General features: G+C 69.6%; 11 protein-coding genes. 6 read left to right on the forward strand and 5 right to left on the reverse strand.

What is annotated here, in order from left to right; all coding sequences use genetic code 11:
* Positions 1-105: 105 nt before the first annotated feature.
* Positions 106-771 (reverse strand): response regulator transcription factor, encoded by a 666-nt coding sequence (locus AB0H36_RS24185; protein ID WP_360527485.1) that lies wholly within the window; start codon positions 769-771, stop codon positions 106-108.
* Positions 772-844: 73 nt separating this feature from the next.
* Positions 845-2,761 carry a histidine kinase gene (locus tag AB0H36_RS24190; protein WP_360527488.1) on the reverse strand — a complete coding sequence of 639 codons (1,917 nt, stop codon included), beginning with the start codon at positions 2,759-2,761 and terminating at the stop codon, positions 845-847.
* A gap of 392 nt (positions 2,762-3,153) precedes the next feature.
* Here AB0H36_RS24190 and AB0H36_RS24195 point away from each other — a divergent pair, with 392 nt between their 5' ends.
* The 4 genes from AB0H36_RS24195 to AB0H36_RS24210 all read left to right on the forward strand — a co-directional run bounded on the left by AB0H36_RS24195 (position 3,154) and on the right by AB0H36_RS24210 (position 5,869).
* Positions 3,154-3,498: a hypothetical protein gene (locus AB0H36_RS24195; RefSeq protein WP_360527491.1), complete on the forward strand. Its 345-nt coding sequence runs from the start codon at positions 3,154-3,156 to the stop codon at positions 3,496-3,498.
* Entirely contained in the window at positions 3,495-4,175 is a 681-nt protein-coding gene (locus AB0H36_RS24200) for a hypothetical protein (RefSeq protein WP_360527494.1), read from the forward strand. The genes AB0H36_RS24195 and AB0H36_RS24200 overlap by 4 nt, the downstream gene beginning before the upstream one ends.
* Positions 4,176-4,291: 116 nt before the next feature.
* The gene (locus AB0H36_RS24205; protein WP_360527497.1) at positions 4,292-5,380 is read left to right on the forward strand and encodes a methyltransferase domain-containing protein; all 1,089 of its coding nucleotides are present in this window, start codon (positions 4,292-4,294) and stop codon (positions 5,378-5,380) included.
* 171 nt (positions 5,381-5,551) lie between these two features.
* The gene (locus AB0H36_RS24210) at positions 5,552-5,869 is read left to right on the forward strand and encodes a hypothetical protein (protein WP_360527500.1); all 318 of its coding nucleotides are present in this window, start codon (positions 5,552-5,554) and stop codon (positions 5,867-5,869) included.
* Between the two features lie 4 nt (positions 5,870-5,873).
* On the opposite strand, the gene AB0H36_RS24215 is transcribed toward AB0H36_RS24210, so the two are convergent.
* The 3 genes from AB0H36_RS24215 to AB0H36_RS24225 are packed head-to-tail and all read right to left on the reverse strand — an operon-like array spanning position 5,874 to position 10,632.
* Positions 5,874-8,636, reverse strand: a complete 2,763-nt coding sequence (locus AB0H36_RS24215; protein WP_360527503.1) for an AAA family ATPase — start codon at positions 8,634-8,636, stop codon at positions 5,874-5,876.
* A gap of 23 nt (positions 8,637-8,659) precedes the next feature.
* Positions 8,660-9,724, reverse strand: coding sequence for an alpha/beta fold hydrolase (locus AB0H36_RS24220; RefSeq protein ID WP_360527506.1), 1,065 nt, complete (start codon positions 9,722-9,724; stop codon positions 8,660-8,662).
* Complete coding sequence (locus AB0H36_RS24225; RefSeq protein ID WP_360527509.1) at positions 9,721-10,632, reverse strand: DMT family transporter; 912 nt, start codon at positions 10,630-10,632, stop codon at positions 9,721-9,723. The genes AB0H36_RS24220 and AB0H36_RS24225 overlap by 4 nt, the downstream gene beginning before the upstream one ends.
* 78 nt (positions 10,633-10,710) lie before the next feature.
* On the opposite strand from AB0H36_RS24225, the gene AB0H36_RS24230 reads away from it, so the two are divergent.
* Positions 10,711-11,613 carry a LysR family transcriptional regulator gene (locus AB0H36_RS24230; protein WP_360527512.1) on the forward strand — a complete coding sequence of 301 codons (903 nt, stop codon included), beginning with the start codon at positions 10,711-10,713 and terminating at the stop codon, positions 11,611-11,613.
* 69 nt (positions 11,614-11,682) lie between these two features.
* A complete protein-coding gene (locus AB0H36_RS24235; RefSeq protein WP_360527515.1) occupies positions 11,683-13,047 on the forward strand; it encodes an FAD-binding oxidoreductase in 1,365 nt (454 codons plus the stop codon).
* The last annotated feature ends 116 nt before the right edge of the window (positions 13,048-13,163 follow it).

Consider the following 13,163-nt stretch of genomic DNA (forward strand, 5'->3'; position numbering starts at 1 on the left):
AGGTGTGCGGCGCTGGGTAGTGCAGCCGAGCGTCGGCTTCCGGGCGCGTACGGTGTCTCGCAGGTGCACTACCTGTCGATCTGCACCCATCGGGTGGCCTGGAACTCAGGGGTTCTCGGTGCCCAGGCCGGCGTTGCGGGCCTGGATGATGGCGGTGGCGCGGTCGGCGGTGCCGAGTTTGGTGAAGATGGTGGAGACGTTGTTCGCGACTGTCTTGGCGGCCAGGTCGAGGCGGTGGGCGATGGCGGAGTTGGACAGGCCGGCGGCCAGCAGGTCGAGGATCTGGCGTTCGCGGGTGGTGAGCTCGGGGAACGGGTCGGCCGCTGGTGGTGGGGCGGAGAAGAAGCTGAGCACGCGGCGGGCGACGCCGGGGCCGAAGATCGCCTCGCCGGCCGCGACTGCCCGGATGGCGCGGGCGATCTCGTCCTGCTCGGCACCTTTGACCAGGTAGCCGCGGGCGCCGGCGCGCATCGCGGCGAAGACGGAGTCGTCGTCCTCGAACATGGTCAGCACGAGTACGGCGACGTCTGGTGCTGAGCGCGCCAGCTCGCGGGTGGCGGCGAAGCCGTCGAGGTCGGGCATTTGGAGGTCCAGTACGGCGACGTCCGGGCGGATGGTGATCACCTCGCGGATCGCCTCGCGCCCGGTCGCGGCGACGCCGACGACCTCGATGCCGGGGAGCGAGGTGAGCAGGGCCGACAGTCCCGCCCGGACAACGGGGTGGTCATCGGCCAGCACGACGCGAATGGTCTCGGCTCGTTCGGGAGTCATCTGGGCTCCTCGCGGGTCGTCAGCGCTCGGTGCGTCGGTTGCGCTCCGCGCATGATCCCGGCTCCCTCGCGCGTCATCCGGGCTCCAAGGGGAAGGTTGCTCGGACTATGCCGCCGGTGGGGGACGGGCCGGCCTCGAAGTGGCCGCCTAGCTCGGCGGCGCGTTCTCGCATCGCGTGCAGGCCGACGCCTGGCCGCCACTCGCCGTTCGGCGGTCCGTCGTCGGTCACCTCGATCTCCAGATCGTCGCCACAGCGCAACGCTAGTACGGCGGACGTCGCGCGCGAGTGCCTGACGATGTTCGTCAACGCCTCGGTCGCGATCCGGTACGCCGCAACCTCCAACGCCGCCGGGAGCGGTGGCAGTCCCTCCGCTGACACCTCCACCCGGACCGAGGCACCGTCGGCGCGGAACGACAGTTGATCCGCGCGTTGCTTCAGCGCGCCGACGAGTCCGAGCTCGTCCAGCGCGGGTGGTCGGAGATCGTCGACAAGCCGTCGTACGTCGGCGATCGCCGTACGGGTGACTGTCCGCAACATGGCGAGGAGGTCGCGGGCCTTGGCGGCGTCGGTGGAGACCAGGTTGGCCGCGGCGTCGGCGGTGAACGCGACCCCGGTCAGCGTCGGGCCGAGACCATCGTGGAGGTCGCGTCTGAGCCGGCGGCGCTCCTCCTCGCGGGCCGAGACCAGCTTCTCGCGGGACGACTGCAGTTCGGCTGAGAGCCGCGTTGCGTGCACGGCGACGGCGAGCGGTACGGCGACCAGCCCGAGCACACTGCGATCCGCCGAGGCGAGCGCCGACTCGCCGGACCGGAGCCCGACGTGCAGCGCTCCGACCGCGGTTCCGCCGTACTCGAGCTCCAGGGGTACGACGGAGGGCGGCGGGGCGCCGGATTCGGCGACGATCCTATTGTCGACAATCAGACCGACGTACGGGAAGCGGAGCGCGGAACGGATGGCGGCGACCACGCCGGGGAGGCCGGCGGAGAGTTGTTCGCCGACCTGGGAGGCGACGCGGGCGGGGTCGCGGCGATCGCCGTACAGGGCTCGATCGACGAGTTGCTGCAGGCGGGGCAGGATCGGGGCGATGATCAGCGCCACCAGGACGGTGATCGCCGCCGAGCGGCCGACGCGGGAAGAGATCAGCGAACCCAGGATCGCGGCGAGGGCCGCATAGGCGCCGATGGCAACCAGTGACAGCAGACCCCAGGTCAGGGCGCGGGACACGACCAGCCGGATGTCGAGGAGCTGGTAGCGCACGATCGCGACCGCGACGGCGATCGGGATGAGCGGAATCGCCAGTAAAACAAGGATCGGCGTGCCGGCGAGGAACGACCACGGGGTGATGAACAGGATCGCGACGACGGATGCCAGCAGCAACCACAAGAGTTGCCGGCGGCCCATTTCGTCGGCCCTTCGGTAGCGGATCGCCAGGCAGGTGATCGCCAGGAGGAACGCGACGATGTTGCGAAGCTCGGTGAGCGTCCAGAGTGGGGCGAGGTCGTCGTACGTGGAGATGGTCAGGTAGCCGCGCGGGAGGCCTTGGCCGGGGGCGTCGCCCGCGCCGGTCATCTCGAGGACGAACAGCGGTGAGGTGGCGATGATGCCGATCGCGGCCCAGCGCCAGCGCGGCGAGAGCAGGCGGCCGGTCGGGAACAGCAGGAGCGCGAGCGGCAGGAACAGGCCGATCGACCACGGCCAGGCCCACATCGACAGGGTGACGAGGAGGCGCTGGGCAGCCATCGGCGCGTCGGCGTCCGAGAGCAGTTGACCGAGGGGCGTGGCGACCGCAGTGGTCGCGTGCCCGATGCCGTCGGCGATGAACAACCACCCGATCGGGTTCCTCGGCCGATGCCACGCAATCGCCGCTCCACACAGCCCGAACGTCAGGCCCATCAACCCGTTCGTCACCACAAACGCATCTACCGCGTTCTGCCAGCCCCACCCCACCACCGCAGCCAGCACAACCGCCCCGACAACTTCAGCAACCACAAAGACCCCGAGCCCCGCCCCCAACCCCCGCCACCCACCCTCGAAAGCCCCCGAGGTGGAGCTTGTCGTTGGACTGAGACCCACCGGCCGCGCAGAGCCGTCCGTAGGCCTGGAGGTGTTCCCCGCCGACCGCGTGTAGCTGTCCGTGGGAGCGGAGGTGTTGTCCGCTGGCCCAGAGGTGGTGTTCGCCGGGGCCGGCGCGTGCTGGGGTGACGGCTTGTTCGGCGGGCGCCTGGTGGTTCATAGCGGCAGTGTGCGCCTGGGTGGGGGGTGGCGTCTCGGGAATGGGGTCCTGGGAGGGGCGGGGGGATTTCCCGGGGGTGCGGGAGTTCGGCCTCAGGTGGTGGGTGGGGTGGGCGGCGGACGGTGGTGGCCTGAGAGAGGGGAACAACATGTACAAGCTGGGTTTGGTTGTCCTCGGTCTGCTGTCCGTGGGGGATCTGCTGATGCCGGTGCTGACCGATGGGGAGCACCCGCCGATGGTGATTGCGATCGGTGCGGCGGTGGTCGGGCTGGTGAGTCTGGTGCTGATCGGGTTCGCGTGGAGAGGCAAGCGGTGGTCGCTGGCGCCGTTGATCACGCTCCGGCTCGCGTCGGCGCTGCTCGCCGTACCGGCGTTCTTCGAGTCCGGAGTCCCCGCGGCGGCGGTGGCCGCTGCGGGAGTCGGCGTGGCGGCGACGGTCTTCGGCGTCGTCGCCGTACTGCTGCCGTCGCGTGAGTTGGCGGGTGTGCGATGAGCCAGACGATGACGAGTACGCCGCGAGTCGACGTACGGACGGTGTCGCGGTGGTTCGCGGCGATCCTGCTGCCGATCGGTCCGGCCGCGATCGCTCTGCTGCGGTACTTCCTGCCATACGACACCGTCGACGACATGTCGACGATCACCAATAAGATTGTCGACAATCTCGACCGGGGTTCACTGGTGCTGTGGCTCGGGTTCGTCGGGATCCTGACGCTGGTGCCGGGCGCGTACTTCGTGGGGCGGCTGACCCGGCGGCGTGCGCCCTGGCTGACCGCGATCGCGTTGCTGCTCGTCGTACCGGGGTATCTGGCGTTGCCGTGGACGGCGTCCGGCGACATCTTCATTTGGGCCGCGGGTACGGCGGGGCTCGACCCGGCCGCGATCACCCGGGCAGCCGAGGTCACGCACGGGTCGATGGACCTGGCCGGGTTCGTGTTCGTCGCGGGGCACGTGATCGGCTCGATCCTGCTCGGCATCGCGATGTGGCGGTCGCGGCTGGTGCCTCGGTGGGCCGCGGTCGCGACGGCGATCTCGCAGCCGATCCACGCGATCGCGGCGATCGTGCTCGTGAGTCACACGCTCGACCTGTTCGGCTGGGGGCTGCAGGCGGCCGGGTTCGCCGCGGCGGGGTGGGCGATCCTGCGGCTGCGCGACGAGGAGTGGATGGCGTGACGCACGACGTTCGGCCGGTTGTGGTGCACGAGCCCGGGTGGCTGCCCTAACGGGCAGACGGAGTCGGTCCCGGACACGTACGGCGCTACGCTCGATCGCACTGAAGGGGGAGTGGGATGACGGAGACGGACGAGTCCGGGATCGACCTGTCGTCGCGGGGGAGCTTCAAGATCGCGGACGCGGAGACGCAGGACGCCGCGAAGCTGGCGATGGTGCTCGACCTGATGGCGCGGCGGCCCGCCGTACAGACGCTGAGGGCGTGGGCGCTCGAGCAGTTGGCGCCGGTCGCGGGGGAGACCGCCGTCGACGTCGGCTCGGGCACCGGTGAGGACGTCGTAGCCCTCGCCAAGCTGGTCGGCCCGCAAGGCCACGCGATCGGCATCGAGCCAAGCCCCGGCCTACGAGCCGAAGCCCACCACCGAGCATCAAAAGCCACCGCCAAGACGGCCGCCGCCAACGGGAAGGCCGATGGCGAGGCTGAGGCCGCTGCCGGGGCGGAGGTGGATGGTGAGGCTGAGGCCGCTGCTGGGGCGGAGGTGGAGGGTGAGGCGGGGGCTGCTGCGAAGACGACGTGGGCTCCTGCCGGGGCCGGGGCCGAGGGTGAGGTGGGGGTCGCTGCCAGGGTGGAGGCTGTTGCCGAGGCGGGGGCGGATGGTGTTGCGGGGCGTCCTGGGGTGGGGGACGGCGGGGGTGTGGAGTTTGTTGATGGGGATGTGGGGGCGTTGCCGTTGGCGGGGGAGTCGGTTGATGTTGTGCGGTGTGAGCGGGTTCTGCAGCACGTGGCGGATGCGGGCGGGGCGGTGCGGGAGATGGCTCGGGTACTGCGGCCTGGTGGGCGGATCGTGTTGATCGACACGGACTGGGCGACCGCGATCGTGCATCCTGCGGATCCCGTCGTGCTTCAGAAGATGATCGACCACTTCCTTGCCGATTCAGCGAACCCGTACTCCGGCCGGCGGCTCCGCGGCCAGCTCGCCGCCGCCGGCCTGGAGATCACCGGCGAGACAGCCGCCACCTGGATCGAGGCGCAGGAACGCGCCCGGCAGGGTTTCGCCTCGATGATGCACCTCACCGCCCTTCATGCCGGCGTCATCACCGAGGCCGAGGCCGAGGCCTTCGCCAAGGACCTGGCCGACGCCGCCGACCGCGGCGCGTTCCACCTGTCGCTGACGATGTACGCCGTCAGCGCACGCAAGCCCGCCTAGGCCCTGCCTGCTGATCCCTCGCCTACTGCGCGGGATCAGCAGACCGGATGTAAGGAACCTGAGGGCAGAAATAAGGTCCTGGCGCCCTGATGTATGGGCGCACGCCCGATGTGGTCGTCCGGCCTCGTGATCGACCGTGGAGACACGGAGAGATCATCACGAGGAGGAGCCATGATCCACCGGACGTCAGTCATCGCAGGCACCATGCTCGTCGTCTGCCTCAGCCCCCTGGCTGCGGCGACGGCATCGGCCCAGCCCCCGGAAGAGCGTCGAGCGCCCGAGGTCGTCGTACCCCGCGACCCACCGGCGGGACACCTGCACAACTACCCGAAGGAGCCGGACTTCGTCACCCCGCCAACGGCAAGCACCACCACCACCGACGACGACGGCGTCGCCGCGCTTCTGGCGAGCTGCACCGCAGTAGCCGGCGCAAGCCTGGCGCTGGGCGGCGTCCACCTGTACAAGCGTCGCCGGACCGAAACCACCTGATCCGTCAGGGCTTGTCCAGCCCGAGTCGCGCGGCCACTGCAGCAACCTGTACCCGGCTTTGCACGCCGAACTTCTCCATCAGATGCGTGACGTGCACACTCGCGGTCTTCGGGCTCATGAACAACGCCTCGCCGATCTCGCGATTGGTCAGCCCCTCGGTCAGCAACGCCAGCACCTGCTGCTCGCGTTCGGTCAGCACCGGAGGCCAGACAGCCCCATCCAGCTCGGCTGTCTGCCGACCAGTGTCGACCCGGACGTCGACTCGAGCCAGCTGCCCGAGACGGTCGATGTCCGCGAGCAGAGGTACGGCGCCCAGTTGCTCCGCGAACCGCTTGGCGGCCCGCAGCTGCTCGGCGGCCGTACGTCGTACCTCCGGCCCAGTTCGACGCTCCAGCAACGCCTCAGCAGCATGCACTCGCGCACGAGCCTCGTCATACGGCCGACCCAGCGCGGCCCACTCCTGAGCTGCAGTCAGCCATGACTCAGCACGTGGCTCACCGATTGCCCGCGAGCGTTCGGCCTCGACCATCGCAACCATCGCGCCCGCCGCCCGGCCAGTGATCGCAGCCTTGAGCAACGAGACGAGCCGCTCGAGAGCCTCCGGCGCAGCCACGGTCGCCGCCGCCTCGAGCCCGGCGGCCAAGAGGTCGATGTTCTCCAGTGGGTCGAGGGTCGTGGACACTCGCTCAGCGATCGACAACGCCAGTTGCAGTGCCTCCTCGGCGCGGCCGGTCTGCAGCAGCAGGCGCGTCTGCACCTCGCCGTACAACGCCACGAACTGTGGCTGATCACGCTCGACCAGCGATTCCGCCTGGTCCTGCAGCTCCGCAGCGGCAGTGACGTCACCGCGTGCCAGGCGCACCAGAGCGAGCACCCCTTGGAAGAAGCCCAGCTCGGACGGTCCCGACGGCTCCGACAGCCAGTCCAGTGCCTCGTCCCATCGCCCCGCCTCGTACAGCGCCGCGACGACGTTCGAGTCCATCACGTCTTCCAGCCAGTGCCGCCCGAGCATCAGCGGGCGCACCGCGCGCCGGATCACCCGCGCGACGCGGGCGGCCTGTTCGGTGTCACCCTGCCGCCAGTGGAAGTCGGTCAGCATCACGCCGGCCATCGCCAGGTCCTCGGGTTCGGCGAGGCGGTGTGCGATCACCAGCGCGATCTCGTACCGCCCGAGTCCTTCGACGATGTCGCCGGCGAGCACCGCCGCGAGACCCAGCAGGATCTGGGCGGTGCCGATCGTTCGGGTGTCGTTGCAGCGCGTTCCGAGCTCGAGCGCAGCTCGTGCCGGACCAATCGCCTCGTCCCATCGCTGTGCCGTGGCGATCACCATGGCGCGCCGTGCGTAGATGCGCGCCCAGGTGAGCTCGTCGTCGGGCGAAGCGAGTGACTCGGCCAGTTCGACGTCTCGGACCGCATCGTCAGTGCCGCCGAGGACCATGGCCAGCCAGCTGCGCGTCAACGCTGCGCTCACCACAAGGTCAGCGGCAGCAGTGTCCGCCGACAGATCCGACAGCAGTGCCATGGCTCGATCAGGCTGCCCAACAGCGCCGAGGTGGCCGGCTGCGGCGTTCAGCAAGGCCAGCTTCGCCGGGACCTCTGCGCGGGTGTGTACGGCGTCATCCCACTGCGCGGCCGCGACGGCGTACCAATGGCCGGCCTCTGCGATCGCGAACCCCTGCTCAGCCAGCTGTGCAGCGCGCACTGCCCACAGCAGGGCCTGGTCCGGGTCACCCGAGCGTTCGTACTGCTCCGCTACCTCGGCTACCGCACCAGCGCTGGGGTGCGCAGACAGCAAGCCTGCAAGGTGTTCAGCCATCCGCCTGTGCAGCGCCCGGCGGTCGCCCGCGAGCAGCTGCTCGTAGGCAACCTCGGCAAGCACGGGATGTCGTGCCATCCACCCCTGCGGTAGTTCGCGCACCATCAGACCGGACTCGTAAGCCTCATGAACTGCTGCTGCGTCACCGGATGCCGCCACGAGCAGCTCGTCATCGGTCAGCGCTCGGCCAAGCGTGGTCGCGATCCCGACCACCTGGCGAGTCGCCGGCGCTACAGCGTCCAGCCTGGAACCCAGTACCTGTCGCAACGAAGCAGACGGCCGTGCCCCACCGCGAGCGAGCTCAGAGCTCAGGTACGGGTTGCCCGCACTCTGCCTGTACACGGTCTCGCCCAGCTCGGCTGGATAGTCGGCCAGCTGGCGGACCGTCTCCTGCAGTGTCAGTCGACGAAGGGACACATCGACGATCGCCGGGTTGCGCAGTTGCTCACCGAGCCAGCTTGCACGAGCAGGGTCTGTGTCCTCGTCGCGCCAGCTGCACACCACCAGCAGGCCTGACTCCGGCAGGTTGCGGCAGAGGTGCGCCAGGAAGTCCAGCGTCGACGTGTCAGCCCAGTGCAGATCCTCAACTGCCAGTACGGCGCCGTCGCGCGCCAGCTCACGCAGGTAGGCCAGCGTCGCACCCACAGCCCGCGCCCGACCCTCAGCAGACGACGCGGACGGCTCCACCAGCCCGTCCGCAACGCTGCGGGCGGCCATCAACGCAGGATCCAGCCCGCCGTACGCGACCGCCCCCGACATCGGCGCACACGCGCCCCGAAGCACCCGCAGCCCGGCAGAGCCCGCACCGTCCAGGACGACGCGGACCAACGCCGTTTTCCCGATACCCGCCTCGCCCCTGACGATCACCGCGGCCGACGATGCCGGCAGTGCGGTGACAAGTCCCCCAAGCGTCGCGAGCTCGTCGTCACGGCCGACCAGCTCCGTGCTCACTCCACCATCATGCACGCAAACCGCTAGACACCGTGCTGTTTGAGGAAGGTGACTGTCCGGGCCATGGAGGTCGGCCAGGCTGGTCCAAACGCATGTTCTTCACCCGGATAGCTGTACATCGTCGCCGTCTTGCCGGCCCCCTTGAGGGCAGCGAGCGCCTCACGGGACCACGCGATCGGACAGGTCGAGTCGGACTCGCCATGGTGGATCAGCACCGGCTCGGTGACCCGGTCGAAGAAGTTGATCGCCGACACGTTGCGCCAGAACGTGGGATTGCGGGCGGGTTCGCCGTACGCGCGCAGGATGGTGGAGGCGATCGGGCGGTCGTTGCGCTGCCAGCGGTTGAAGTTGTCGGCCGCGTCGGAGCTCACGGGGGCGAAGACCACAGCAGCCTTGATCAGCCCGGGCTGCGCGACCAGTGCGTTGTAGGTGACCCCGCCGCCCATCGACCGGCCGAGCATGCCGATCCGGTTCGGGTCGACGGACGGCGACGTGCGCAGTGCGAGTACGGCGTTGATCGCGTCTTCGGTGTAGCCGAGCCGCAGGTTCAGGTCGGAGCGCGGGTCGTCAGTGGACTGCGCATGTCCGCGATAGTCCGTGTGCAGTACGACGTACCCGCGCCGGGCGAGGTAGTCCTGCTCACGCATCAGGCCGCGGCCGTTGGTGTAGATCGCCGGGTCGATGTAGCCGTGGTTCAGGACCAATGCGGGGTGCCGGCCGGGGGTGCGTGGGACGTTCATGATGCCGGAGATCGTCAGCGAGCCGCTGGCGTACGTCACGTGGTAGCGGGTGTAGGCGGCGTTGCGGGCCAGCACCCGGCCGAGGCGGAGGTTTCGGCCGTCGTACTTGTTCGTCATCATCGCCTGCAACGAGACGGGGTGCGGCGGCGCGGTGGTGGTCGGCTTGGCCGTCGGCGTGGCAGATGGTGTGGCCGACGGAGAAGGCGGAGGAGCGGACGACGTGGTGGGGGTCGAGGAGGTGGCGCTCGGAGTGGACGCAGGAGGTGCCGCGCCGTCCTCGGAGGTACAGGCGATCGCGGCCGTCATCACAAGCGCAGCGACTCCCGCCCACGTCATCCGCCGGTTCATACCCTCAAGTCTGCCGTTGGTTCTGCCGAACCCGCCGAAAGTCCAGACAACGATTGACGGCGCGGCCACTGCACCACCAGTACGGCGGCCAGCACCAGCGACCCGCCGAGCCACTGGGTCACCGTGAGCGTCTCCCCGAACACAGCCGCCGCGGCGAGTACCGTCACCACCGGCTCCAGGATGGACAGGATCGACGCCACGGACGGACCGACCCGCGCCATACCGGCGAAGAACAGCAGGATCGCGCCGACCGTGCTGACCACCGCCAGTGCGGCCAGCCAGAGCCAGCCCACCGGAGCGAACCCCAGGTCCGTCCCGCCACGCAGGAACCCGGCCACCAGGAACGTGCCGAACGCCCCAGTGCACACCAGTGCGCTCAACGCGAGCGGAGGCACGTCCGCAGTCACCCGGTCGCCGACCAGGATGTAGCCGGTGTAGGTGAATGCAGCCCCCAGTGCCAGCAGGGCGCCCAGCCAGTCGAACCGCCCGGTCGACGCACCACTCAGCACCAGCACGATCCCAGTGAGAGCGATCCCCAGCGCCCATACCCGCCTCCGCGACGCCCGCTCCCGGCGGAGTGCGATGGCACCGGCCATGACCAGCACCGGGTACACGTACAGGATCAAAGCCACCAGTGAGGCGTCGATCCTGGCCAGTGCGGAGAAGTACAGCCCGGACTGCGCCGCATAGCCGAACACACCCATGCCAAGCCCGGCCAGCACGGCCCGGCGAGGCAGTTGGCGCAGTGCGCCGCGTGCGAGCGCTATAGCGATCAGTAGCCCACCAGCCAGCCCGAAGCGGACCAGCAGCAGCGCATCCACCGACACACCCGCGTCGTAGGCGAGCTTGCCGAACACAGCCATCGCCCCGAAGCCGGCGGCGGAAAGTAAGCAGAAGAGGCGTCCCACGGCATCGATGGTCCCGGTTCAGGACTGTTCAGGTCTATCGCGGCTTCATGTACAGGATCGTGTAGCTATGCTGAACAGATGCTGGACCTCCACCGCCTACGACTGCTCCGCGAGGTGCACGGTCGCGGCACCGTGCACGGCGCCGCCCGTGCGCTCGGCTACACGCCCAGTGCGATCTCCCAACAGCTGTCGGTGCTGGAGAGAGAAGCCGGTACGCCGCTACTCGAGAGAATCGGCCGCAACGTCCGACTGACCCCTGCCGGCCAGGTGCTCGTGCGGCATGCCGCCGTACTGCTCGAAGGGGTCGAGGCGGCGGAGGCGGAGCTGGCCTCGGTCGCGGCAGGGCGTGCCGCTGGGGTGGTGCGGGTCGCGGCCTTCCAGTCGGCGTTCCTGCGCATCGTGGCTCCAGCTGTACGGGCGTTGGCCGCGAGCCATGCCGACATCCGCATCGAGGCCGCAGAGATCGAGGTGGAGCAGGCCGCACCGGCGCTGCGGCTGCAGCAACTGGACGTGGTCGTCGGTGACGAGTACGACGGACAGCCGCGGGCAGTGCACGTGGACCTGCATCGCGAGCGGCTGCTGCGCGAACGCATTCAGGTCGCACTGCCCGCCGACCACCCCGCGGCCGGGGCAGATCGCGTGCAGCTCGGGCGACTGGCCGACGTACCGTGGGCTGCCTGCCACCCGGGCACCGGTCAGCACGAGATGCAGGTGCGGGTGTGCCGGGAGCTCGGCGGGTTCGAGCCCGACGTGCGCTATCACTCCGACGACTTCCTGATCCTGCTCGAGCTCGTCCGCACCACCGGAGCAGCTGCGCTGTTGCCTGACTTGGTGCTGGGGTACGGCGCTCCCGGAGTCGCGCTCTGCCTGCCTGCAGAAGGCGTGGTCGGACGCGAGGTCTTCCTACTCACCCGCCGAAGCCGCACACCGGTCGTCGACGCAGTCGCAGCCGCCCTCCAGGAGGCCGCAGCAGGCCATTGACGCATCCAGGGGCGCGGAGGAGGGTCGGGGAGATACGGGCCTGGGGGAGGTTCGGCTCTGGAGGGGGCAATGGGCACCATCGAGGACTTGAGGGAACGCACGAGGGGGCCGGTGTTCACCGGCGGCGACGAGGGGTACGACGAGGCACGCCGGGTCAACAACGCCATGCACGACCGGCGTCCGCGGGTCGTGGTGCGGTGTGAGAACGCGGGCGACGTGATGGCCGCGGTCGACTTCGCGCGGACGAACGAGCTCGACTTGGCGGTGCGTGGGGGCGGGCACAGCGTGCCCGGGTTCGGCACGGTCGACGACGGTGTGGTGATCGATCTCAGTGGGATGCGCAACGTCCGGGTGAACCCGGTCAGCCGGACCGCGCGGGCCGGTGGTGGCGCGACCTGGGGCGACTTCAACGCGGCCACGCACGCCTTCGGGCTGGCCTCGACCGGCGGCATCATCTCGACCACCGGCGTCGGCGGTCTCACCCTGGGCGGCGGGATCGGGTACCTGGACCGCGGCCTCGGGCTGGCCTGCGACAACCTGATCTCGGCGGACGTGGTGACCGCGGACGGACAGTTCCTGATCGCCAGCGAGAAGGAGAACGACGACCTGTTCTGGGCGCTGCGCGGTGGTGGCGGCAACTTCGGCGTGGTGACCGCGCTGGAGTTCCGGCTGGCGCCGGTGTCGACGGTCTGGGGTGGCCCGATGCTGTTCGAGATGTCCGACGGGGCCGCCGTACTGAGTGGTTTCCAGGACCTGATCGGTGCCGCGCCCGAGCAGCTCGGCGGGTTCCCGGCGTTCCAGATCGCGCCGCCGCTGCCGTTCATCCCCGAGGACCGGCACGGCGACCTGTTCACGTTGATCGTCGGGTGCTGGGCCGGTGACCCGGACCAGGGGCAGGCGGAGATCTCGAAGTTCCGCGAGCTCGCGCCGGTGGTCGCCGAGTTCGTCGGCCCGATGCCGTACCCGGTGCTGAACAGCATGTTCGACGCCCTGGTCCCACCCGGGCTGCAGCACTACTGGAAGGCGAACTTCGTCACCGAGCTCACCGACGAGGCGATCCAGGCCCACCTGCGGCACGCGCGAGGGATGCCCTCGGTGAACGCGACCGTGCACATCTACCCGATCAACGGCGCCTGCCACCGGGTGACTCCGGATGCGACCGCTTTCGCCTACCGGGACGCGAACTTCGCGACCGTGATCGCCGGCATGTGGCCGGACCCGGCCGACAACGAGGCGAACATCCAGTGGGTGCAGTCGTACTACGACGACGTCTCACAGCACTCCGAGTCCGGCGGCTACATCAACTTCATGGCCGGCGACGATCAGGGCCGGATCCGGGACAACTACAAGCAGAACTACGACCGGCTGGTCGAGATCAAGCGCAAGTACGACCCGGGCAACCTGTTCCACCTCAACCAGAACATCGCGCCCTAGACAACGAACAGCGCGCCGGTACGGACGCGCGCCGGTACCGCGCGGGGGCCGGCCACCAGGCCCCCCCGGGGGGAGCGCGAGGGGGTGGGGGAGGGGGGTCGGGACGGTGGTGGGAT

The organism is Kribbella sp. NPDC050820 (assembly GCF_040653975.1).
GTDB lineage: Bacteria > Actinomycetota > Actinomycetes > Propionibacteriales > Kribbellaceae > Kribbella.

Excerpts from the sequence above, each read along its gene's own strand:
- AB0H36_RS24235 (WP_360527515.1), top strand. The coding sequence starts at position 11,683 with ATGGGCACCATCGAGGACTTGAGGGAACGCACGAGGGGGCCGGTGTTC.
- AB0H36_RS24185 (WP_360527485.1), bottom strand. The coding sequence starts at position 771 with ATGACTCCCGAACGAGCCGAGACCATTCGCGTCGTGCTGGCCGATGAC.
- AB0H36_RS24195 (WP_360527491.1), top strand. The coding sequence starts at position 3,154 with ATGTACAAGCTGGGTTTGGTTGTCCTCGGTCTGCTGTCCGTGGGGGAT.
- AB0H36_RS24230 (WP_360527512.1), top strand. The coding sequence starts at position 10,711 with ATGCTGGACCTCCACCGCCTACGACTGCTCCGCGAGGTGCACGGTCGC.
- AB0H36_RS24205 (WP_360527497.1), top strand. The coding sequence starts at position 4,292 with ATGACGGAGACGGACGAGTCCGGGATCGACCTGTCGTCGCGGGGGAGC.
- AB0H36_RS24220 (WP_360527506.1), bottom strand. The coding sequence starts at position 9,724 with ATGAACCGGCGGATGACGTGGGCGGGAGTCGCTGCGCTTGTGATGACG.
- AB0H36_RS24210 (WP_360527500.1), top strand. The coding sequence starts at position 5,552 with ATGATCCACCGGACGTCAGTCATCGCAGGCACCATGCTCGTCGTCTGC.
- AB0H36_RS24200 (WP_360527494.1), top strand. The coding sequence starts at position 3,495 with ATGAGCCAGACGATGACGAGTACGCCGCGAGTCGACGTACGGACGGTG.